Source organism: uncultured Jannaschia sp. (genome assembly GCF_947494025.1).
Classification (GTDB): Bacteria; Pseudomonadota; Alphaproteobacteria; order Rhodobacterales; family Rhodobacteraceae; genus Jannaschia.
The window spans coordinates 1-20,359 of the sequence record NZ_CANLTQ010000006.1 but is presented as its reverse complement, the minus strand read 5'-3'; the positions used below and the strand labels follow the sequence as shown (position 1 = coordinate 20,359).

Sequence of the window (20,359 nt, the reverse complement as noted above, 5' to 3'; positions counted from 1 at the left end):
GCCGTCCCTCTGTCTATTTCGGTGCCGACCATGCGGAGCCACCGATGAACTGGATCTCGAACTACGTTCGCCCGAAGATCAACTCGCTGTTCTCCCGCCGCGAGGTGCCGGAGAACCTTTGGACGAAGTGCGACGAGTGTGGAACGATGCTGTTCCATCGCGAGCTCAAGGACAACCTGAACGTCTGCACCAATTGCGGTCACCACATGCACATCCCGCCGCGGGACCGCTTTGCCGCGCTCTTCGACGGGGGCGTCTTCACCGAGGTGAAGGTGCCCGCCCCCGTGGAGGACCCGCTCAAGTTCCGCGACCAGAAGCGCTACCCCGACCGCGTCCGCGCCGCGCAGAAGCAGAGCGGCGAGCACGAGGCAATGCTGGTGGCCGAAGGCGAGATCCACCGCACCCCGGTCGTCGTCGCCGCGCAGGATTTCGGCTTCATGGCCGGCTCCATGGGGATGTATGTCGGCAACGCCATCATCGCCGCCGCCGAGCGCGCGGTGCAGGCGAAGCGCCCGCTGATCCTGTTCTCCGCCGCTGGCGGCGCGCGGATGCAGGAGGGCATCCTGAGCCTGATGCAGATGCCCCGCGCCACCATCGCGGTGGAGATGCTGCGCGAGGCGGGGCTGCCCTATATCGTGGTTCTGACGCATCCGACGACGGGCGGCGTGACCGCGTCCTACGCGATGCTGGGCGATATCCAGATCGCGGAGCCGGGCGCGCTCATCTGCTTCGCCGGCCCCCGCGTCATCGAGCAGACCATCCGGGAAACGCTGCCCGAAGGGTTCCAGCGTGCCGAGTATCTGCTCGACCACGGCATGCTGGACCGGGTCACGCCGCGGGGCCAGCATCGCGACGAACTCGCCACCATCGTGCGCATGCTGACCGGGCAGACGCCGGCGGTCCGCGGCGACCTTCCGGCGCCCGCGCCGGTCGAGCCGATCCTGCCCGAACCCGATCCGCGGGCGGAGCCGGCCGAGTGACCACCGGTTCGGACGTCGTCCTGGACCGGTTGATGTCGCTTCATCCGAAGGTCATCGACCTCGTCCTCGACCGCGTCCACCGGCTCCTCGCCACGCTCGACCACCCGGAAACGCGCCTGCCGCCGGTGATCCACATCGCCGGCACGAACGGCAAGGGCTCGACCCTCGCGATGATCCGCGCCGGGCTGGAGGGCGCGGGCGAGACCTGCCATGCCTATACCTCCCCCCACCTCGCGCGCTTCCACGAGCGCATCCGCGTCGCCGGATCGTTGATCGGCGAGGCCGACCTCACGCGACTGCTCGAGGAATGCGAGACGGCGAACGGCGCCGATCCGATCACCTATTTCGAGATCACCACCTGCGCCGCGATCCTGGCCTTCGCGCGCGCCCCCGCCGACTGGACGCTTCTCGAGGTGGGCCTCGGCGGGCGGCTCGACGCGACCAACGTGGTCAACCCGCGGCTCACGGTGATCGCGCCGGTCTCGATGGACCACGAGGCGTTCCTCGGCGACACGCTCCCCCGGATCGCCGCCGAGAAGGCCGGCATCCTGAAGCCCGGCGTGCCCTGCATCGTCGGCCCGCAGGACGAGGCCGCGCTCGAGGTCATCGAATACCGCGCCGCCCGCCTGAACGCGCCGCTTCTGATCCACGGCCAGCATTGGCATGTCGCGGAGGAGGACGGCCGTCTCGTCTTTCAGGACGAGACCGGGCTGATGGACCTGCCCCTGCCCCGCCTCATCGGCGCGCATCAGGTCGCCAATGCCGGCATGGCCGTCGCCGCCCTGCGCGCGCTCGGCCGCGCACGGGGGGCCGAGGCCGCGATGACCCGCGCCGAATGGCCCGCGCGCCTGCAACGGCTCCGGACCGGTCCGCTCGTCCGGGCGGCCCCCGCCGACATCTGGCTCGACGGCGGCCACAACCCCGCCGCCGGGGCCGCCCTGGCGGAGGCGCTCGCCCGCCTGCCCGCGCGGCCGCTGCACCTTGTCTGCGGGATGCTCAACACCAAGGACGCGACGGGCTACATGCGCCCGCTCGCGCCCCTGGTGGAACAGCTCCACGCCGTCTCCATCCCCGGCGAGGCCAACACGCTCAGCGCGGCGCAGACCGTGGCCGCCGCCCGCGCCGCCGGGATGCGCGCCGCAGAGGCCAGTTCCGTTGACGTCGCCGTGGAGCGGATCGCCGTGACGGCGCCGGAGGCGCGGATCCTGATCTGCGGCTCGCTCTATCTCGCCGGCCATGTCCTGCGCAGCAACGGTTGAATCCGCGTGCCCCGCCAGGCAGTTTCGACGGTGAAGCACATGGGATTTCGCATGACCCGGATGACGCGAACCGACGGCCCGCGGCGACGGGCGGCCCTCGCCCTCGCCGGCGGACTCGTTTTCGCCGCCCCGGCGCAGGCCGTCACCTACGGTTTTTGCTGGCAGGGCGAGGCGGACTACAGGATCGAGGGCGTGATCGCCTATCCCGACAACATGCGCGGCCTCGTGACCGAGCGCGACGTGACCGCCTTCATCATCACCGGCTGGCGCGACGACGCCTATCTCGGCCGCTGGTCGGCGGAGGACGCGACGCCCGAGACGTCCTGGATGCTGCGCTTCGACGCCGACGCCCTCGCCTTCCGCATGGGCGGCTACGTGGAGGACAACAGCTACCAGCAGTGGAACGCGGACGGGACCGCCACCGATTGCGGCACGCCCGGCTTCGGCTTCAACGGCGGAAACCGCGCGCAGGACGTCTGCGTCGACGGAACCTTCATCGACGAGAGCGGCGTGCCGCCCGACACCCCGCTCGCCATCTCGGCCAGCGTCGAGGATCCGTGCGGCCCCGTGCCGATGTCGGCCCTGCCCCGGCCCCGCCGCACCGGATGACGCCGGAGGTCTTCGCGGCGCGCCATCCCCGGCTCTTCCGTCTGGCCTTCGTGGACTCGCTACCCGGCATCCGCGCCCACGGTCTCCTGCCCGCACAGGAGCTCGCCGCGCTCGGCGGCCTCGACCTTCCCTCCCGACACGCGCCGTCCGGACCGCCTTTCGATACGGCTCCCCGGCGGCCGGGCCGCGTGGATCACGGACAACCGACCGCTCTCCGAACGAACGCTCGCCGGCATCCTCGACGACGACCTGACGCCCGCAGACTGGATGGGGATGCTCAACGCCCGCGTGTTCCTCTGGACCGATGAAAGGTTCGGCAGGAACAACCTGCACGCTCGAAGCCTCCTCGGCTACGAAAGCGAGTGGCATGTCTACGACACGTTGCGCCTGTTGACCCCGGTCCGGGATCGGGCCGGGATTTCCGCCATCAACGCCGGCGCGACGATCCACCGGGCACCCCGCCGGGGCCGCGCCACCTTCGCCCCCCTCCTCACGTTCGATTACGACGAACGGCGCGGGCGGCGGCGCAAGGCGGGTCTGATCCGCGGGCGCGACGCCGTGCGGGACGTCACGGTCCACGGCGACCTCCCGCATGCCGCCCACGCGCTTCTCGATGTCGCGGCCGCCTGAATCCTCGCGTCCCAGTTATCCCCGCCGGAGGCTCCGATCTTCGAACCGGACCCGCCGGTCGCGGTTCAATCGGCCCCGCCCCAACCCTCGGCCTGCATTTCCCGCAGGCGGCTCGCGGTGCGCTCGAACTCGAACACGTCGCCGGGGGACAAGGCCTCGGGCTCCGCCTCGGCCGAAACGATCAGCTTCGCCCGCGCCTCATAGAGCGCGTCGATCAGCGTGACGAACCGGCGCGCCTCGTTGCCGTGCCGCCGGTCGAGCTTGGGCACGTCCGTCAGGATCAGCACCCGCACGGTCCGCGCCAGGGCGAGGTAGTCGGCCGCGCCGAGCGGCCGGCCGCAAAGATCGGCGAAGGAGGCGCGCGCCACGCCCGAAGCGAAATCGTCGAGCCGGAGGTCGCGCCCCTTCACCCGCAGCGTCAGCCCCTCCGTCGCGCCCGAACTCAGCGCCGCCCAGACCTCGTCCAGCGCCCCGCCGCCCACGAAATAGGTCTGCTGCCCCGAAAGCCGGTCCTGCCGGTAGTCGCGCCGGGCGGCAAGCTCGTGCACGATCAGGCGATCCTTCACCATGTCGATGAAGGGCAGGAACAGCGCCCGGTTCAGCCCGTTCTTGTAGAGGTCGTCGGGCACCCGGTTCGAGGTCGTCACGACATGCACGCCCCCGGCGAACAGCTTCTCGAACAGCCGTCCGACCAGCATCGCGTCGGTGATGTCGGTGATCTGCATCTCGTCGAAGCAGAGCACGCGGACCTCGTCGATCACCGCCTGCGCGAAGGGCGCGAGCGCGTCGCGGGTGCCGGCGGCGCGGGCCTCGTGCATCGCCTCGTGGGCTTCCTGCATGAAGGCATGGAAATGCACCCGCCGCGACCGCACCGGCGCCGCCTCGTGGAACAGGTCCATGAGCATCGACTTGCCGCGCCCGACTCCGCCCCAGAGATAGACGCCCATCGGCCCATCGGGCGCTTTCGATCCGAAGCCCAGGAAGCCGCGCCTTTCGGGTTTCGCAAGCTTCGCGCGGACGCGTTCGAGCGGCGCCAGCGCCGCCTCCTGCGCCGGATCGGCCGTCAGCCTGCCGTCGGCCACCCGAGCGGCGTAGAGCTCCTGCATCGTCATGCGGCCCCTCATGCCGCCCGGGGCCGGCCGCCACAAGCGCAGGATCGCGATTGACGCCGCCCGCGCTTCGGGAACACTGGGCGCATGACCGCCCTGCCCGCCCCCGCGATGAACCGCCTGCTCACGCCCGTGCTGGTCTCGGGCTGCATCGTGCTGATGATGGGCTTCGCCATCCGCGCGAGCTTCGGCGTCTTCCAGATCCCGATCGCGTCGGAATTCGGCTGGCCGCGGGCGGAGTTCAGCCTTGCCATCGCGATCCAGAACCTCGCCTGGGGAATCGGTCAGCCGATCTTCGGGGCCATCGCCGACCGGTTCGGCGATCGCAAGGCCATCGTCCTCGGCGTGATCTGCTACGCGGCCGGACTGGTGCTGTCGTCCTTCGCGACGACGCCGGGCGCGCATCAGCTGCTCGAGATCATCGTCGGCTTCGGCATCGCGGGGATGGGCTTCGGCGTGATCCTCGCCGTGGTCGGACGCGCCGCCTCGGACGAGAACCGCTCCGTGAGCCTCGGCATCGCCACCGCGGCGGGCTCGCTCGGGCAGGTCTTCGGCGCGCCGACGGCGGAATGGCTTCTGGGGTTCTATTCGTGGCAGGAGGTGTTCCTGATCTTCGCGGCCGTGGTGGCGCTCTCCCTCTTCGCGCTGCCGATGATGCGCGCCCCGGTGGCCGACCGTGCGGAGGTCGAGGAGAGCATGGTCACGATCCTCGGACGCGCCGTCCGCGACCCGTCCTACGGGCTGATCTTCGTCGGCTTCTTTTCCTGCGGCTACCAGCTCGCCTTCATCACCGCCCATTTTCCCGCGTTGGTGACCGAGATGTGCGGACCGATCGCGCCGGGCACGACGCTGCATTCGCTCGGCATCACCACGACTTCGACGCTGGGCGCGGTGTCGATCTCGCTGATCGGGCTCGCGAACATCGCCGGCACGCTCTACGCCGGCTGGCTCGGCAAGCGGTTCAGCCGGAAATACCTGCTCGCCGGCATCTATCTGGGCCGCACCATCGTCGCCGCGCTCTTCATCGCGCTGCCGATCACGCCGCTCTCGGTCGTGCTGTTCTCCGTGGGGATGGGGGGGCTCTGGCTCGCCACGGTGCCGCTCACCTCCGGTCTCGTCGCGCATATCTACGGCCTGCGCTACATGGGGACGCTCTACGGGCTCGTCTTCTTCTCGCACCAGCTCGGCAGCTTCCTCGGCGTCTGGCTGGGCGGCACGCTCTACGATTCGACGGGAAGCTACGTCGCGGTCTGGTGGGTGGGCGTGGGTGTCGGCCTCCTTTCGGCCATCGTCCATCTGCCCATCCGGGAGACGCCATTGCGCCTTCGCGCCGCTTGAGGCTTGCCTCGCAGTCAGGTTTCGCCATCCTGTCGCCAATCGTGACAGGGAGACACGCCATGCAACCGATCCGATACAGCCTCGCGCTGTCGATGCTCACGTTCCTGCCCGCCCATGCGCAGCAGGCGGCCGACGCCGTCGCGCCGGAAGGGGCGGTCGACCTGTCCGTGGAGGCGACCGCGCCCGTGGAGGCGGAGAACTGGATGGTCGCCGCCGCCAACCCGCTCGCGGTGGAAGCCGGCGCTCGCGTCCTGCGGGAGGGGGGCAACGCGGCCGACGCGATGGTCGCGGTGCAGGCGGTGCTGGGCCTCGTCGAGCCGCAAAGCTCGGGCCTCGGCGGCGGCGCATTCCTCGTCTGGTACGACGCGGAGACGGGCGAGCTCACCACGCTCGACGGGCGCGAGACGGCGCCGATGGACGCCACGCCGCTCCTGTTCCAGCGGGACGGCGAGGAGATGGACTTCTACGACGCGGTGATCGGCGGGCTGTCGGTCGGCACGCCGGGCACGCCGATGCTGATGGAGGTGGCGCACCGCAAATGGGGCGGGGCGAACTGGGCCGGCCTGTTCGAGGACGCGATCGGCCATGCCGAGGACGGGTTCGAGGTCTCGCCCCGCCTTGCCGGTCTGGTGGCAGAGGACGAATACCTGCCGGGTTCGCCCCGTGCGGCGGCCTATTTCCTGCCGGACGGACAGCCCATCGCGGACGGCGCGACGCTGACCAACCCCGCCTATGCCGAGACGCTGCGGGCGCTCGCGGCGGAGGGCGCGAGGGCCTTCTACCATGGCGAGATCGCCGAGGGGATCGTGGCCACCGTGCGCGAGGCGGAGAAGCCCGGCGAGCTGACGATGGACGACCTCGCCGCCTACGAGGTCGTGGAGCGCGACGCGGTCTGCGCGCCTTATCGCGGCGCGGACGTGTGCGGCATGGGACCGCCGTCCTCGGGCGGGCTGACGGTCGGGCAGATCCTCGCCCTGATCGAGCCGTACGACATCGCCGGAATGGGCCCCGACTCGCCCGAGGTCTGGCGGCTGATCGGCGACGCGTCCCGCCTCGCCTTCGCGGATCGCGGACGCTACATGGCCGACAGCGACTTCGTCCCGATGCCGACGCGCGGCCTGCTCGATGCCGCCTATCTCGAGGAACGGTCGCAGCTGCTGCAGGGCGACGACGCGCTCCCCGAGGTCAGCGCCGGCTCGCCGCCCTGGGATCATGCGATGCTCTGGGGCGACGACGACGCGATCGAGATGCCGTCGACCTCGCACATCTCCATCGTCGACGCGGACGGTAACGCGCTGTCGATGACGACGACGATCGAGGGGGGCTTCGGCTCGCACCTGTTGGCGCCGGGCGGGTTCCTCCTGAACAACGAGCTGACCGACTTTTCCTTCTCCACCCACGAGGACGGCGTGCCCATCGCCAACCGGGTCGAGCCGGGCAAGCGGCCGCGCTCCTCGATGGCGCCGACCATCGTGATGCGGGACGGCACGCCGGAGCTCGTGATCGGCTCGCCCGGCGGCAGCCGGATCATCGGCTACGTCGCGCAGGCGATCATCGCGCATATGGACTGGGGCATGGACGTGCAGGCCGCGCTCGCCATGCCGCATCTGGTGAACCGGTTCGGCACCTACGACATCGAGGCCGGCACCACCGCCGAGGCGCTGGCGGGACCGCTGGGCGAGATGGGGTTCGAGACCGAGATACGCGACCTCAATTCCGGCCTTCACGCCATCGCTGTCGGCGAGACGCTGTCGGGCGGCGCCGATCCGCGCCGGGAGGGCGTCGCCATCGGCGAATGAGGCGTCAGGAGGGCGGCGTGCAGTCCTCGCCCCGAAGGCAGGACAGCACCGCCGCCTCCGCTTCCGGTGTCGCGTCGAGCGCGAAGCGCGGGCACGGCCCCTCGACGAGGACATTCTCGTCCCCCCGCCGCTCGACGAACAGGATGTTGCGGTCGAGCGGCACGCCGCCACACCAGGGCCCGGCGCATTCGACCTCCACCATCAGCGGAAAGCTCGCCTGCGTTCCGAACCCGTCGGCGCCAGCCACCTCGCCCTCGAACCGCGCACGAACGGCGTAGCCCTCGCGGTCGTTCGGCGTGTCGTCGGCCGGCGCGATCTCCTCCCCGGGCAGCGGCTGTATCCGCCCGATGACGAGGACGTAATCCGCGTCCGAAGCCTCGGCGGCTTGGAAGCTCGCCTGCACCGACGGACGCAGGCAGGACAGCGCGCTCGCCGGCGCGGCGATCACCGTGGAAAGCAGTGCGGCGAGAATGAGGCGGGTCATGACGGTCTCCCTGATGCACGTCCCGCTGGCGATGCGGCAGGGACAGCGGTCATGCAATGACGCGGCGACGATATCGCCACGCGGAATGGCGGCTCTCTGCCTGCCTCAAGCTAAAGCAGACCGAACCGCCCGAGCACGTCGGCGTAGATGTCGCGCTTGAAAGGAACGATGGAGGCCAGCACCTCCGGCCCCGGCATCCAGCGCCACCGGGAGAACTCCCGGTGATGCGCGTCGAGATCCACCGCGTCGTCGGGTCCGCCGTAGCGGAAGTGGAACCAGTGCTGCGACTGGCCGCGGAAGCGCCCCATCCACATGCGCGGCACGAGGTCGTGCGGCAGGTCGTAGGGCAAGGGCTCGACCATCGCGTCGATCCGCGTCACGGCGTCGGGCGCGATCCCGGTCTCCTCGCGCAGTTCGCGCAGCGCCGCGTCCTCGGGGACTTCCCCCGCGTCGATCCCGCCCTGCGGCATCTGCCAGGCGCCGGGCCGGTCCAGCCGCTCCCCCACCCAGACCAGCCCTTGCGGATTGGTCAGGCATACCCCGGCGCAGGGCCGGTAGGGCAGCTTGGCGATATGCTCGGGTGTCGGACTCGTCATGGCGTCGGCGGGGCGGCGCGATCGCCGCCCCTTCCTCCCTGTCTCAGCGCGGCTCGATGACGCCCAGGCCCTTGAGGATATCGATGGCATAAGCCAGCTGATAATCCTCGTCGCGAAGCTTGGCGGCCTCCTCGGCGGCGACCTGCTCCTCGCGGATCTGCTCCTGCTCTTCGGCGGACAGGCTGTCGTTGGTGATCGCGCCGCGCAGGGACGATTCCGAACGTCGCAGCGGCGTCAGGGCGTTGTCCTCCTCGTTCTCCTCCGCCTCGGCGTTGGGATCGCGGGGCGGCTGCGCCACGACGATGTCGGGCGACACGCCCAGCGCCTGGATCGAACGGCCCGAGGGCGTGTAGTAGCGCGCCGTGGTCAGGCGGATGGCCCCGTCGCCCTGCACCGGCATGATCGTCTGGACGGATCCCTTGCCGAAGGATTTCGTGCCGACCACCACGGCACGGTGATGGTCCTGCAGCGCCCCGGCCACGATCTCGGAGGCCGAGGCCGAGCCGCCGTTGATGAGGACGACGAGCGGCATGCCGTCGGTGATGTCGCCCTCCTTGGCGTTGAAGCGATCCCCGTCGGTGATGTCGCGCGACCGGGTGGAGACGATCTCGCCCTGATCGAGGAACGCGTCGGCCAGCGCGACGCCCGCCGTCAGCAGGCCGCCGGGATTGTTGCGCAGATCGAGGACGACCCCGTTGACGCCGTCCATCTCGCCCGCCTCCTCAAGGGCCTTCAGCCCGTCCTCGATGTTGGGCATCGTCTGCTCGTTGAAGGTCGAGACGCGGATGACGATCGAGTTGCCCTCCTTGCGGACGCTGGACGCGGTCAGCCGGATCGTATCGCGGGTGATGGTGATGTCGAGCGGCTCCTCGAGCCCCTCGCGCACGATGGTCACGGTGATGTCGGAGCCAACGGGGCCGCGCATCATCTCGACTGCGTCCTCGAGCGTCAGGCCGAGGATGTTCTCGCCGTCGACCGCGGTGATGAAGTCGCCCGCCTCGACGCCCGCCTCGAAGGCCGGGGTGCCGTCCATCGGCGTGATGACCTTGACGTAGCCCTCCTCCTGCGTGACCTCGATGCCGAGGCCGCCGAACTCGCCGCGCGTATCCTCCTGCATGTCCTCGAAGTCGCGCGGCGGCAGGTAGGAGCTGTGCGGGTCGAGCGAGGTGAGCATGCCGTTGATCGCGGCCTCGATCAGCTCGCTCTCCTCCACGTCCTCGACATACTGGCTGCGGATGCGCTCGAAGACGACGCCGAAAAGGTCGAGCTGCTCGTAGACCGAGCCTTCCTCGGCCTGCTGCGCAAGGAGCGGACCGGCCACCTGCGTCGTGGCCAGGATGCCGGCCAGGATGCCGCCGCCGGCGGCCATCGCGAATTTCCTCATCTCGTTCCCCTGTTCGCTGGCGACGCGCGTCGCCGGGTTCGTGGGCCACCCGCCCGGTCTGGCCTCGATATAAAACGCCTCGACCGCGGAAGCGCCACCGTCCGTGACGGTATCACGCAGGATTCAACGTGCCCCCGTCCACCGGAACGGGCGGATTGCCGCGTTTCGCGCGTCATAGCCCGTTCCGGTGACGGCGAGAACATCCCCGGCGGGTCGCGCCGGCTCCGGATCGTTCAACTTGCCGGCACCGCACCGACGGCGCGGCCCGTCACGCGATCAGGCTCTCGCCCGTCATCTCCTCGGGCTTGTCGAGATCCATCAGCTCCAGCACCGTGGGCGCGAGATCGCCGAGCTTGCCGCCCCGGAGCCGCGCACCCGTCGGGCCGTTCCACAGGATCACCGGCACGGGGTTGAGCGTGTGCGAGGTATGGGGCTTGCCCGTGTCCGGGTCGATCATCGTCTCGCAATTGCCGTGGTCGGCGCAGACGATCATCGCGCCCCCCGTCCCCTCCAATGCGTCGAGCACCCGGCCCAATCCGCGATCCACCGCCTCGCAGGCGCGGGTCGCGGCGTCGAGATCGCCGGTATGGCCCACCATGTCCGGATTCGCGAAGTTCACCACGATCAGGTCGTAGCCCCGACCGATGGCCGCGACGAGCGCATCCGTCACCTCGCCCGCCGACATCTCCGGCTGGAGGTCGTAGGTCGCCACGTCCGGGGATTTCGGCATCAGCCGGTCTTCCCCCGTCTCGGGCGCTTCCTTGCCGCCGTTGAGGAAGAACGTGACGTGCGGGTACTTCTCCGTCTCGGCCACGTGAAACTGTGTCAGGCCCTTCGCGGCGACCCAGTGACCCAGCGTGTTCGTCACCGTGCGTTTTGGAAAGACAGCGGTCATGTATTCGTCGTGCCGGTCGGAATAATCGACCATGCCCAGCATGTGCAGCTGGGGCCGCTCGCCGGTCTCGAACTCGTCGAAATCCGGCCCCGCGAGCGCGGCCAGGATCTCGCGCGCGCGGTCGGCCCGGAAGTTGAGACAGAACACGCCGTCGCCGTCCTGCATGCCGGCGTAATCGCCGATCACGGTCGGCTGGACGAACTCGTCGCTCTCGTCGTGGTCGCGGGCGACGGAGAGCGCGGCGGGCACGGTCTCGGCCGCGCGGCCCTCGCCTCGCGCCATCGCGCACCAGGCCCGGTGCACGCGATCCCAGCGATTGTCGCGGTCCATCGCGAAGTAGCGTCCCGACAGCGTGCCGACCCGCGCGCCCCGGGGCAACTCGGCCATCAGCTTCTCGACGAACCGCTCGGCGGAGCGCGGAGCGACATCGCGCCCGTCGGTGATGGCATGGAGGACGACGGGCATGCCCTTCGCGGTGACGGTCCGGCACGCGGCCAGGACGTGGTCGATATGGCCGTGGACCCCGCCATCCGAGATCACGCCGATCAGATGCGCCGTGCCGCCCGACTGCCGGACGCTCTGCGTCCAGCTCTCGATCGCCGCCTCCTCCGCGAAGCCGCCCGTCTCGATCGCATGGTTGATCTGGCCGAGATCCATCCGCACCACGCGGCCCGCGCCGATATTCATGTGCCCGACCTCGGAATTGCCCATCTGCCCTTCCGGCAGGCCGACGGCTGGGCCGAAGGTGGTGAGCGTCGCATGCGGACAGGTCGCCATCAGGCGGTCGAAGTTCGGCGTTTCGGCGCAATCCGGCGCCGATTGCTCGGGCCGGTCGGAGATGCCCCAGCCGTCGAGGATGCAGAGGATGACGGGCTTTGCCATGGCGGGACCTTTCGTTTCGCGGGGCCGTTCTAGGCGGGGATCACGCGCGATGGTAGGGCCCGCCGGCGAGGATCGACGCGGCGCGGTAGAGCTGCTCGGCCAGCATCACGCGGACAAGCATGTGCGGCCAGACCATCGTGCCGAAGCTGATCGCGAGATCGGCCCGGTCGCGGATCGCGGGGTCGAGCCCGTCGGCCCCGCCGATCACGAAGGTCACATCCTCCGCCCGGTCGCGCCAGCCGCCGAGCCGCGCCGCGAAGGCCGGGGAGGAGAGTTGCGCGCCGCGCTCGTCGAGCATGACGGTGACGGCGCCCACCGGCAGGGCCTTCGCGAGAAGCTCCCCTTCGGCCGCCATGCCCGCGCCCTTCGCGTCGATTTCGACGATCGCGACCGGCGGCAGGCCCAAGCCGCGTCCGGTCTTCGCGAAACGGTCGAGATAATCGTCGACGAGCGCCTTTTCCGGCCCACGGCGGAGCCGTCCGATAGCAAAAAGCTGGAGCTTCACCTCAGTTCGGGCGCACGGCCTCGGAGGAGGGATCCTGCCACATCTTCTCGAGCTGGTAGAAGTCGCGGACCTCGGGACGGAAGATGTGGACGATCACGTCGCCCGCATCGAGCAGCACCCAGTCGCCCTGCGTTTTGCCTTCGGTCCGCGCGGACCGGCCGAGCCGATCCTTGAGCTTCTCGGAAAGCTTCTCCGCCAGTGCCGTGACCTGTCGGGTCGACCGGCCGGAACAGACGATCATGTGATCGGCCACGGCGGATTTCCCGCGCAGGTCGATCTGCACGATGTCCTCGGCCTTTTCGGCATCGAGGGTCGTCCGGATAAGGTCGAGGGTCGCGTCGCTGGCCGCGAAGCCAGCTTTGTCGGTGTCGCCCTGACGGGCGGAGGCGGCAGATGCAGCGGCCGCGTGGGTCTCGGAAGGCAGGGGCCGATCCTCCGGATGTTGGGCCTCGCGCGGGGGCGAGGCATGGTCGAGAGATTAACACCGGGTCCGCGTTCCGGCAATCACCGCATCCATGTGGGATCGTGCCGCGGCGCGTTCAACCGGCCACGTAGAGCGACGCGGCGGCTCAGTCCCCCGGCATGGACATGCCGGTGCCGGGGCGCCTCCCCACGCCCTCGGATCCGCCGTCGCCGAGGACGCGCACCTCCCGCTGCGGGAACGGGATCGAGATGCCGTTTTCCCGGAACGCATCCCAAAGCGCCAGATAGACGTTGCCGCGGATGTTGGTCAGCCCCTCGGTCGGGTTCGTGATCCAGAACCGCAGGATGTAGTCCACCGAGGATTCGCCGAAGCCCACGATGTGGCAGACAGGCGGCTTGGTGGTCAGCACCCGCTCCGTCCCGGACGCCGCGGCGACCGCGATGCGGCGCACCTCGTGCGGGTCGTCGGTGTAGGACGTGCCGAAGAAGATATCCAGGCGGACGAGGCTGTTGGAATGCGACCAGTTCACCACCAGCCCGGTAATCAGGTCCTCGTTCGGGACCAGGTATTCCCGTCCGTCCCGCGTGGTGATCGAGACGTAACGTGCGGTCAGCGCGTTGATCCAGCCGAACGTGTCGCCGATGGTGATGACGTCGCCCGGCTTGATCGACTTGTCGAGAAGGATGATGACCCCCGAAACGAGGTTCGAGACCACCTTCTGCAGGCCGAAGCCCAGCCCCACGCCGATCGCGCCCGACAGCACCGCGAGTCCCGTGAGGTCGAAGCCGACCCATTTGAGCCCGAGAAAGAACGCCCCCGCATAAAGGACGATCTGCAGGAGCTTTACGACCAGCACCCGCATGGAGGGGCTGATGTCCTCGTTCCGCGAGATCCGGCTTCCCGTGGCCTTGGCGAGGAACCGCGCCAGCATGAACAGCAGGCCGATCACCACCGCCGCGGTGATCAGGCCGAGGACGGACAGGTGGAAGTCGCCGAACTCGATGGCCAGCGAATCGAGAAACGCCTTCGTCTCGTCGAGGATGCCGAGGTAGAAGAGCGTGACGTAAACCCACAGGCTCCAATTCACGATCTTGCGCAGGAACGGGTTCCGCACGAGCCGGGCGACGAAGCTCACCACCATCCATGCGGTCCCGATCGTCGCGGCGAGCCCTATGAGGTAGCTGCGCGACGGCCAGGTGATCTCCCGCATGATGAGGAACGTCATCCAGACCAGCGCCGCGAAGCAGACGAGGCCAAGGCGGTTCCGCACGATCACCAGCCAGCGCAGCTGCCATTTCGGCCGCCCCGCCTGGGTCCGCATCCACTGCGTCATCCGCTCGCCGGCCCAGCGTCGCAGAAGCCATGCGGCCAGCAGCAGCGCCAGGACGATCAGGATCTGCCAGAGCTTCCATCCGGGCCGCAGGAGATCGGTCGCGAAGGCGACGAGCTGCCCCGTCGCCAGGGCGATCTCCTCGCGGAGCGGAAACGCGTCGAGAATGTCCTCGTCCATCGCCGGAATATGACGCGACGGCCGCCCTGCGGCAACGGCGTCGCGCGTCGCGGACGCTTGATGGACACGCCCGAAAGGTCTATTCCGCGCGCCATGTCCGACACCGCGCCCGTCAGCATCGATCTGTGCGATCACGCCCGCCTGCGGGAGCGGTTCTTCGGCGCGTCGCATTCCGTGCTCGCCCGGCGTCGAGCCCGACCGCACGCCCGACGAGCCTGACACGACACCTGACCGGGAGAGGACGCATGTCCCCCAAGACGCTCTACGACAAAATCTGGGATGCCCATCTGGCGCACGAGGCCGAGGACGGCACCTGTCTGCTCTATATCGACCGCCACCTCGTCCACGAGGTGACGTCGCCCCAGGCTTTCGAGGGCCTGCGCCTGACGGGACGCACGGTGCGCGCACCCGACAAGACCATCGCCGTGCCCGACCATAACGTGCCGACTACGGCCGACCGGGCGCATGGCGGCATGAACGAGGAAAGCCGCATCCAGGTCGAGGCGCTCGACCGGAACGCCAAGGATTTCGGCATCCACTACTATCCCGTTTCCGACGTGCGGCAGGGGATCGTGCATATCGTCGGGCCGGAACAGGGCTGGACCCTGCCCGGCATGACCGTCGTCTGCGGCGACAGCCATACTGCGACGCACGGCGCATTCGGGGCGCTGGCCCACGGGATCGGGACGTCGGAGGTGGAGCACGTGTTGGCCACCCAGACCCTGATCCAGAGCAAGTCGAAGAACATGAGGGTCGAGATCACCGGGCAACTGCGCCCCGGCGTGACGGCCAAGGACATCGTCCTGACGATCATCGGCCGGACGGGGACGGCCGGGGGAACCGGTTACGTCATCGAGTATTGCGGCGAGGCGATCCGCGCGCTGTCGATGGAAGGCCGCATGACGATCTGCAACATGGCGATCGAGGGCGGCGCGCGTGCCGGCCTGATCGCCCCGGACGAAACGACCTTCGCCTATGTGAAGGGCCGCCCGCACGCGCCGAAGGGTGCGCAATGGGAGGCGGCGCTCGACTGGTGGCGGACGCTCGAGTCCGACGAGGACGCGCATTGGGACAAGGCCGTCACCATCGCGGGCGAGGACATCGCGCCGGTCGTGACCTGGGGCACCTCGCCCGAGGACGTCCTGCCGATCACCGCCGCGGTCCCCGCCCCGGAGGACTTCGCGGGCGGCAAGATCGATGCGGCGAAGCGCGCGCTGCAATACATGGGCCTGACCCCCGGCACGCCGCTTTCCGAGATCCCGATCGATACCGTCTTCATCGGCTCCTGCACCAACGGCCGGATCGAGGATCTGCGGGCCGCTGCCGCCATCCTGAAGGGCAAGAAGGTCAAGGCGGGGATGCGGGCCATGGTCGTTCCCGGCTCCGGCCTCGTGCGCGCGCAGGCCGAGGAGGAGGGGCTTGCCGACATCTTCAAGGAGGCGGGGTTCGAGTGGCGCCTTGCCGGCTGCTCCATGTGTCTCGCGATGAATCCGGACCAGCTCGCCCCCGGCGAGCGCTGCGCCGCGACCTCGAACCGCAACTTCGAGGGGCGTCAGGGTCGCGGCGGCCGGACGCATCTGATGTCGCCGGCCATGGCCGCGGCCGCGGCCATCACCGGTCGGCTGACCGATGTCCGTGAGATGATGTAAGGATCGCGGCCGGGACGATCGTTGCGGTCGCCCCGGCCGCCGCCTGCACGAGAGGCGACCCGGTGCGCGAACCGGCCGGATCGCCCCGTGACGCTCAGCTTTCGTAGAAACTGATCTCCACGTCGTTTCGAAGCTCGTTCTCGGTCACGCCGTAGAAGCGGATTGTATGCTCGTTGATGATCAGGTCGGCATAGGCCCCCTCGTCGTCGCCGGAAGCGAGACGGATGGACGCGATCTCCGCGCTGGTCGCGTCGGCAATCGCGAGAACATCGCTGTCGACGTCGAAATCCTCGATTACGTCGAGCTCATCGGCCCGCCGTTCCACGAAGAAGAACGCGTCCGCGCCGCCGCCACCGTTCATACGGTCATTGCCGAGATCGTCGTAGAGCAGATCGCTGCCACCGTCAGCACGGATGATATCGGTGCCGCGACCACCGTACAGGACGTCTTCGCCGCCACCGCCGACGAGAAGGTCGTTGCCCGCGCCTCCGAGAAGCAGATCGTTGCCGCCCCCGCCGAACAGAGCGTCCCCTCCGTTGCCGCCCATGAGGCCGTCATCGCCCTTGCCGCCGAACAGATCGTCGGCGCCGCCGTTCCCGGACAGCGCATCCTGTCCCTTGTTTCCGTAAAGGATGTCGGTGCCCTTGCCACCGGACAGCGCGTCGTACTGGTCGCCGCCCACGAGCGTGTCGTTGCCGTCCAGACCGGACAGGACATCCTTTCCGGCGCCGCTGATGAGCCTGTCGTCGCCGTCGCCGCCGAAGAGCGTGTCGGCCCCGCCGGCGCCGAGAAGCCTGTCGTTCCCCGAACCGCCGTCGATCTGGTCATCGCCCGATCCGCCGTTGAGCACGTCGGAGCCGCTGTGACCGTCGAGAATGTCGTTGCCCGCGCCGCTCTTGATCGTGTCGCCGCCGCCCTGACCGCGAAGCACGTCGTTGCCGGCACCGCCTTTCAGGAGATCGCGGCCACCGCCGCCTTTCAGGAAGTCGTCGCCGCCGCCGCCGGCCAGATTGTCCGCGCCACCATTGCCGAGAAGCCGGTCATCGTCGCCGCCGCCGCGAAGCGTGTCATCTCCGCCCTGACCTTTCAGGCGGTCATCGCCGCCGCGACCGATCAAGCGGTCGCCCCCCTTTCGACCCTCCAGCACGTCCTGCTCCGCGCTTCCGCGCAGACGGTCCGCCTCGTCCGTGCCGGCCTGGTATGCCGGAACCGAGGTGGCTCGGGGGGGGGCCATCGATGCACGCACGGTATCGCCTCCATCGGCCGGACGCGAAACGGACACGTCGCTGACGCGCATGGATGCCCGGATCTCCTCAGACAGGGACACCATCGGCGCTGCGAGGATTTCTTCCGAACGACCGGTCGGGCCGTCGAGGTAGGTCGGGGTCTCGTAGGAATGATCAGTCATGAATGGCCTATGTGTAAATGATTGATGGATAGGGCGCAAAGCCGCGCAAGTGAACCGAAGTCTATGAAACAATCATGCCGGTCGTCGCCCTCTTCGCGACAATCCGCCGGCCGCGGCGCGTCGCACCCGCGAAGCCGCCTGTGTCTCCGAGGATAGTTCTGCCCAAGTACCGATCGAAGCCCCTTATTTTACGAACCCCTCAGAAAGCATCCGAGTAAAGGTTTGCCTGAGTTCTAGTAAAGGTTTGCCCAAATTCGGCAAGAGTTCTGCCGACCCGGCGAATCGGCGAACCGCCAGGTCGATCGAGAACGATGATTCGCCGCGGGTCAGAGCGATAGCACCGATCCTTTACGGCGAAAGTGCCTGCCTACATGATGACGCGAATCCCTTCGATCCCCGGGATACCCTCCTCGCGAACGGCATGACGTTCCCCTGAAGGGATCACGGAAACGAGGGCCGCCGTCGGACCCGCCCCACCTTAACAGGCAAGAGCCACCGTTCCGAACCGACGGACGTCGTCGTCGGTCCGCACCGGAAGAGCGGCAATCCGCGCCAGGAAATCGTCCAGATGACGTCGTGCGAAGACTATGCGCCTGATCTCGCCTCGCTCCTCGGCCGGAAAAATCGGGCGGAAGATCCCAGAGCGATATAAAGCGAGTGCCTGAGCTTTCGATGCACTCACATAGGCAGCGACATCGTGCAGGAGGACCGGGTCTGCGAGATCGGCACAGATCGCCTCGAGTTCACCGACCGGAAAAACAAGGTCGCCCCAATCGGCGACCGTCGCTTTCTCACCGACGTATCCGAGCTTCTGCAGCAGCAAGAACAGGCGCCGGCGCGTCAGACCGGTCGCATCTACGAGGCTTCCAAGAGAGTGAAAGCGACGCTCCGTGACGACTTGGCCAAGCACGCTCCCTCCGCGGTCGGCTGCCGAATGCTCTACGATGTGGTCGCGCACGATGTCGCGGATCGGACCGGGATCGATGAAGCTCGAGCGAGTCGCCAGCCAGTCGTACAGGCGGCCGTACATCGCGAGGGGACCGACCCGCGCAGCCTTCGTTCCGGCACGGTCGCGAATGTCGTCGATGGCAGAGCGGATCGATGGAGGTCTCTCCAACATAGATCTCGAAGCCACGCTCGAGCGCGGTTCCCCGCTCACTAGCCGTCAGGCTATGCAGCCTAACGCCGTGTCCGTGGTCCAGCACGGCCCCAAGGACTTCCGATGCGGCGAGGACCTGTTCCAGCGTCTGCCCGTCGGTCCAGTCGTCATGCCCATCACGCCGTGCGATGCGGTGATCCAGCCAGTCGAGGTAGCGCGGCGTTCGGACAGAGTCCCCCGGAACTTGCATCTGCCAATCAAGCGCCTTCGATACCTGCAAGGTCCGAATATCGGCGGCCTTGCCGTCGTCGAGATCGATCAGCCGAACATTGTGGATCGGGCATGATTGCGCGACGCGGAAGCACCAGAGGAGCCGGTGTCGCCATGCCTTCCGCTCTCCATCGTCCCGCAGACAATGCAGGCAGACCTTTCTGACCCACGAATCCGCAAAATCCTTCGAAAGGCCTTCGCCGCGGAAAACGGTTTCGCGTGGCAGAACCTGAAACGCGCCGTCAAGAAGCATTGCGGAATCCATACCGATGGCGGTCGCGAAATCCCTGACCGGACCGGGCCTTCCAACAAGGAAGCCTATGCGGTCAACGCTGAGATCCGCGAGGATACGGTTCACCTGCTGACCGGTCTCGACTGCTGCGAGACGACCGAGCAAGGACAGGGCCGTCTCGTCGGACTCGTACGCAAGCCGGGTACGAAGCATCGTCGTCACATCCAGCCCTCCTCAAGGAGACGGTTTCGAACGTCCGGCCATTCTTCTGCCATGAACGGATGGATCTCCCCCGCACCCGTCCGCATCCGGTACAACCGACCGGCTACCTCGAGTTCGACCTCGTTTCGTTGATCCGTGATCGTCTTCGAAATGATCGCCCTTGCGAGTTCGAGAGATCGACCGAGACTTCCGTTCGATGCGACGACGATCCGCTCGCAGCGATGCGGATCGGACGGCGGGGGAAGACCGAGCATCGTGCAGGGCCTTGTTGCACGGAACGCCTGGAGGCCGAGCGGCCCCTTTCCCCTGTAGGGTTCAGCTGACGGGTCGCGTGACGGGGATGCCGAGGGCGGTGTAGCGGTTGAGGATAGCGATGCGGACCTGAGGCTCGGCGGTCTGACGGTCGAAGTCGCGGGACATGAGCTTCTGACCGAGCAGTTTCATGCAATTCATCCATTGGCCGGCAGGGCATTGCGCAGCAATGTCCCGAGAGGCTTGATCTCGGCGCGGCTTCGGCGGTGGTATCCGCTCCAGCGCCGCCAGATGGTCCGGCCGAGGCGCTTGATGGCGCGCAGGGCCTCGTTCCTGCCTGCCGCCCCGGGGCTGTCCTTCTTCCACGGCTTGGCATTGCGCCGGGGTGGGATGATCGCGTCGGCACCTCGGTTTACGATGGCGCCTACGACAGCCACGGGTGTCGTAGGCGCCGTCCACTGCCCGGCAGGGTCATGCGAAGCATGATCCCGAGAGGGGGCGGTGACGGAGGCGATCTCCTGGCCCTCGGGGATGGGACGGAGCAGGTCGGGCAACACGGGCGCATCGCCCACGCCGCTGCCGGTGATCTCGACTGCGCGGACTTCGAGCGTGCTCTCGTCGACGGCAAGGCGGACCTTGCGCCAAACCCGCCTGTGCGCCCCGCCGTGCTTGCGGGCGTGCCATTCGCCTTCGCCCCGGACCTTGATCCCTGTGCTGTCCATTGCCCGGCAGGGCATCGCGCAGCGATGTCCCGAGTATCCGTGATGATCAAGCGGGGGTTTCGGTCCATTTCCTTCCGTCTCGGAGGAGTGCATTGGCGGTG

Annotated in this window: 18 protein-coding genes and 2 pseudogenes; 8 read left to right on the top strand and 12 right to left on the bottom strand. The window is 68.4% G+C overall.

From position 1 onward, the window contains the following. The first annotated feature begins 44 nt into the window (after window positions 1-44). The 4 genes from accD (at window position 45) to Q1B08_RS10320 (ending at window position 3,478) form a co-directional block, all read left to right on the top strand. A complete protein-coding gene (gene accD, locus Q1B08_RS10335; protein WP_299817916.1) occupies window positions 45-980 on the top strand; it encodes an acetyl-CoA carboxylase, carboxyltransferase subunit beta in 936 nt (311 codons plus the stop codon). Further along, the gene (locus Q1B08_RS10330) at window positions 977-2,239 is read left to right on the top strand and encodes a folylpolyglutamate synthase/dihydrofolate synthase family protein (protein ID WP_299817913.1); all 1,263 of its coding nucleotides are present in this window, start codon (window positions 977-979) and stop codon (window positions 2,237-2,239) included. The genes accD and Q1B08_RS10330 overlap by 4 nt, the downstream gene beginning before the upstream one ends. A gap of 51 nt (window positions 2,240-2,290) precedes the next feature. After that, complete coding sequence (locus Q1B08_RS10325) at window positions 2,291-2,848, top strand: hypothetical protein (RefSeq protein ID WP_299817909.1); 558 nt, start codon at window positions 2,291-2,293, stop codon at window positions 2,846-2,848. Between the two features lie 267 nt (window positions 2,849-3,115). Further along, window positions 3,116-3,478 carry a hypothetical protein gene (locus tag Q1B08_RS10320; protein ID WP_299817906.1) on the top strand — a complete coding sequence of 121 codons (363 nt, stop codon included), beginning with the start codon at window positions 3,116-3,118 and terminating at the stop codon, window positions 3,476-3,478. Between the two features lie 65 nt (window positions 3,479-3,543). Here Q1B08_RS10320 and zapE read toward each other — a convergent pair whose 3' ends face one another. Beyond that, on the bottom strand, window positions 3,544-4,590 hold the full coding sequence (gene zapE, locus Q1B08_RS10315) for a cell division protein ZapE (protein WP_299817903.1): 1,047 nt from the start codon (window positions 4,588-4,590) through the stop codon (window positions 3,544-3,546). Window positions 4,591-4,674: 84 nt separating this feature from the next. Between zapE and Q1B08_RS10310 the strand changes: the two genes are divergently transcribed. After that, entirely contained in the window at window positions 4,675-5,925 is a 1,251-nt protein-coding gene (locus tag Q1B08_RS10310; protein WP_299817900.1) for an MFS transporter, read from the top strand. 59 nt (window positions 5,926-5,984) lie between these two features. Continuing rightward, a complete protein-coding gene (ggt, locus tag Q1B08_RS10305; protein ID WP_299817897.1) occupies window positions 5,985-7,724 on the top strand; it encodes a gamma-glutamyltransferase in 1,740 nt (579 codons plus the stop codon). Between the two features lie 4 nt (window positions 7,725-7,728). On the opposite strand, the gene Q1B08_RS10300 is transcribed toward ggt, so the two are convergent. The 7 genes from Q1B08_RS10300 to Q1B08_RS10270 all read right to left on the bottom strand — a co-directional run bounded on the left by Q1B08_RS10300 (window position 7,729) and on the right by Q1B08_RS10270 (window position 14,404). Then, entirely contained in the window at window positions 7,729-8,208 is a 480-nt protein-coding gene (locus Q1B08_RS10300; protein ID WP_299817894.1) for a hypothetical protein, read from the bottom strand. A gap of 110 nt (window positions 8,209-8,318) precedes the next feature. After that, window positions 8,319-8,804 (bottom strand): RNA pyrophosphohydrolase, encoded by a 486-nt coding sequence (locus Q1B08_RS10295; protein ID WP_299817892.1) that lies wholly within the window; start codon window positions 8,802-8,804, stop codon window positions 8,319-8,321. 43 nt (window positions 8,805-8,847) lie between these two features. Further along, window positions 8,848-10,188, bottom strand: coding sequence for a S41 family peptidase (locus Q1B08_RS10290; protein ID WP_299817889.1), 1,341 nt, complete (start codon window positions 10,186-10,188; stop codon window positions 8,848-8,850). 268 nt (window positions 10,189-10,456) lie between these two features. Beyond that, entirely contained in the window at window positions 10,457-11,965 is a 1,509-nt protein-coding gene (gpmI, locus tag Q1B08_RS10285) for a 2,3-bisphosphoglycerate-independent phosphoglycerate mutase (protein WP_299817886.1), read from the bottom strand. 40 nt (window positions 11,966-12,005) lie between these two features. Further along, window positions 12,006-12,470: a 23S rRNA (pseudouridine(1915)-N(3))-methyltransferase RlmH gene (rlmH, locus tag Q1B08_RS10280; RefSeq protein ID WP_299817883.1), complete on the bottom strand. Its 465-nt coding sequence runs from the start codon at window positions 12,468-12,470 to the stop codon at window positions 12,006-12,008. Between the two features lies 1 nt (window position 12,471). Next, window positions 12,472-12,792: a ribosome silencing factor gene (gene rsfS / locus Q1B08_RS10275; protein WP_299818319.1), complete on the bottom strand. Its 321-nt coding sequence runs from the start codon at window positions 12,790-12,792 to the stop codon at window positions 12,472-12,474. Between the two features lie 247 nt (window positions 12,793-13,039). Then, complete coding sequence (locus tag Q1B08_RS10270) at window positions 13,040-14,404, bottom strand: mechanosensitive ion channel domain-containing protein (RefSeq protein ID WP_299817879.1); 1,365 nt, start codon at window positions 14,402-14,404, stop codon at window positions 13,040-13,042. Window positions 14,405-14,649: 245 nt separating this feature from the next. Here Q1B08_RS10270 and leuC point away from each other — a divergent pair, with 245 nt between their 5' ends. Further along, window positions 14,650-16,053 carry a 3-isopropylmalate dehydratase large subunit gene (gene leuC / locus Q1B08_RS10265; RefSeq protein ID WP_299817876.1) on the top strand — a complete coding sequence of 468 codons (1,404 nt, stop codon included), beginning with the start codon at window positions 14,650-14,652 and terminating at the stop codon, window positions 16,051-16,053. 94 nt (window positions 16,054-16,147) lie between these two features. Here the strand turns inward: leuC and Q1B08_RS10260 are convergent, their stop codons facing one another. Further along, complete coding sequence (locus Q1B08_RS10260; RefSeq protein ID WP_299817873.1) at window positions 16,148-17,287, bottom strand: calcium-binding protein; 1,140 nt, start codon at window positions 17,285-17,287, stop codon at window positions 16,148-16,150. 652 nt (window positions 17,288-17,939) lie between these two features. Further along, on the bottom strand, window positions 17,940-18,491 hold the full coding sequence (locus Q1B08_RS10255) for a hypothetical protein (protein WP_299817871.1): 552 nt from the start codon (window positions 18,489-18,491) through the stop codon (window positions 17,940-17,942). 55 nt (window positions 18,492-18,546) lie between these two features. Between Q1B08_RS10255 and Q1B08_RS10250 the strand changes: the two genes are divergently transcribed. After that, a complete protein-coding gene (locus tag Q1B08_RS10250; protein WP_299817868.1) occupies window positions 18,547-18,906 on the top strand; it encodes a hypothetical protein in 360 nt (119 codons plus the stop codon). Window positions 18,907-18,939: 33 nt separating this feature from the next. Here the strand turns inward: Q1B08_RS10250 and Q1B08_RS22020 are convergent. Together Q1B08_RS22020 and Q1B08_RS10240 are read right to left on the bottom strand one after the other, a co-directional pair. Continuing rightward, a pseudogene (locus tag Q1B08_RS22020) lies at window positions 18,940-19,275 on the bottom strand (hypothetical protein); the annotation flags it as partial. Between the two features lie 324 nt (window positions 19,276-19,599). After that, a pseudogene (locus Q1B08_RS10240) lies at window positions 19,600-20,258 on the bottom strand (IS5 family transposase); the annotation flags it as partial. Between the last annotated feature and the right edge of the window lie 101 nt (window positions 20,259-20,359).

What these genes read in the sequence shown, in the direction of transcription:
- accD (WP_299817916.1), top strand. Translation starts at nt 45, where the DNA reads ATGAACTGGATCTCGAACTACGTTCGCCCGAAGATCAACTCGCTGTTC.
- Q1B08_RS10325 (WP_299817909.1), top strand. Translation starts at nt 2,291, where the DNA reads ATGACCCGGATGACGCGAACCGACGGCCCGCGGCGACGGGCGGCCCTC.
- Q1B08_RS10320 (WP_299817906.1), top strand. Translation starts at nt 3,116, where the DNA reads ATGGGGATGCTCAACGCCCGCGTGTTCCTCTGGACCGATGAAAGGTTC.
- zapE (WP_299817903.1), bottom strand. Translation starts at nt 4,590, where the DNA reads ATGACGATGCAGGAGCTCTACGCCGCTCGGGTGGCCGACGGCAGGCTG.
- Q1B08_RS10310 (WP_299817900.1), top strand. Translation starts at nt 4,675, where the DNA reads ATGACCGCCCTGCCCGCCCCCGCGATGAACCGCCTGCTCACGCCCGTG.
- ggt (WP_299817897.1), top strand. Translation starts at nt 5,985, where the DNA reads ATGCAACCGATCCGATACAGCCTCGCGCTGTCGATGCTCACGTTCCTG.
- Q1B08_RS10300 (WP_299817894.1), bottom strand. Translation starts at nt 8,208, where the DNA reads ATGACCCGCCTCATTCTCGCCGCACTGCTTTCCACGGTGATCGCCGCG.
- Q1B08_RS10295 (WP_299817892.1), bottom strand. Translation starts at nt 8,804, where the DNA reads ATGACGAGTCCGACACCCGAGCATATCGCCAAGCTGCCCTACCGGCCC.
- Q1B08_RS10290 (WP_299817889.1), bottom strand. Translation starts at nt 10,188, where the DNA reads ATGAGGAAATTCGCGATGGCCGCCGGCGGCGGCATCCTGGCCGGCATC.
- gpmI (WP_299817886.1), bottom strand. Translation starts at nt 11,965, where the DNA reads ATGGCAAAGCCCGTCATCCTCTGCATCCTCGACGGCTGGGGCATCTCC.
- Q1B08_RS10270 (WP_299817879.1), bottom strand. Translation starts at nt 14,404, where the DNA reads ATGGACGAGGACATTCTCGACGCGTTTCCGCTCCGCGAGGAGATCGCC.
- leuC (WP_299817876.1), top strand. Translation starts at nt 14,650, where the DNA reads ATGTCCCCCAAGACGCTCTACGACAAAATCTGGGATGCCCATCTGGCG.
- Q1B08_RS10260 (WP_299817873.1), bottom strand. Translation starts at nt 17,287, where the DNA reads ATGGCCCCCCCCCGAGCCACCTCGGTTCCGGCATACCAGGCCGGCACG.
- Q1B08_RS10255 (WP_299817871.1), bottom strand. Translation starts at nt 18,491, where the DNA reads ATGTACGGCCGCCTGTACGACTGGCTGGCGACTCGCTCGAGCTTCATC.
- Q1B08_RS10250 (WP_299817868.1), top strand. Translation starts at nt 18,547, where the DNA reads ATGGCAGAGCGGATCGATGGAGGTCTCTCCAACATAGATCTCGAAGCC.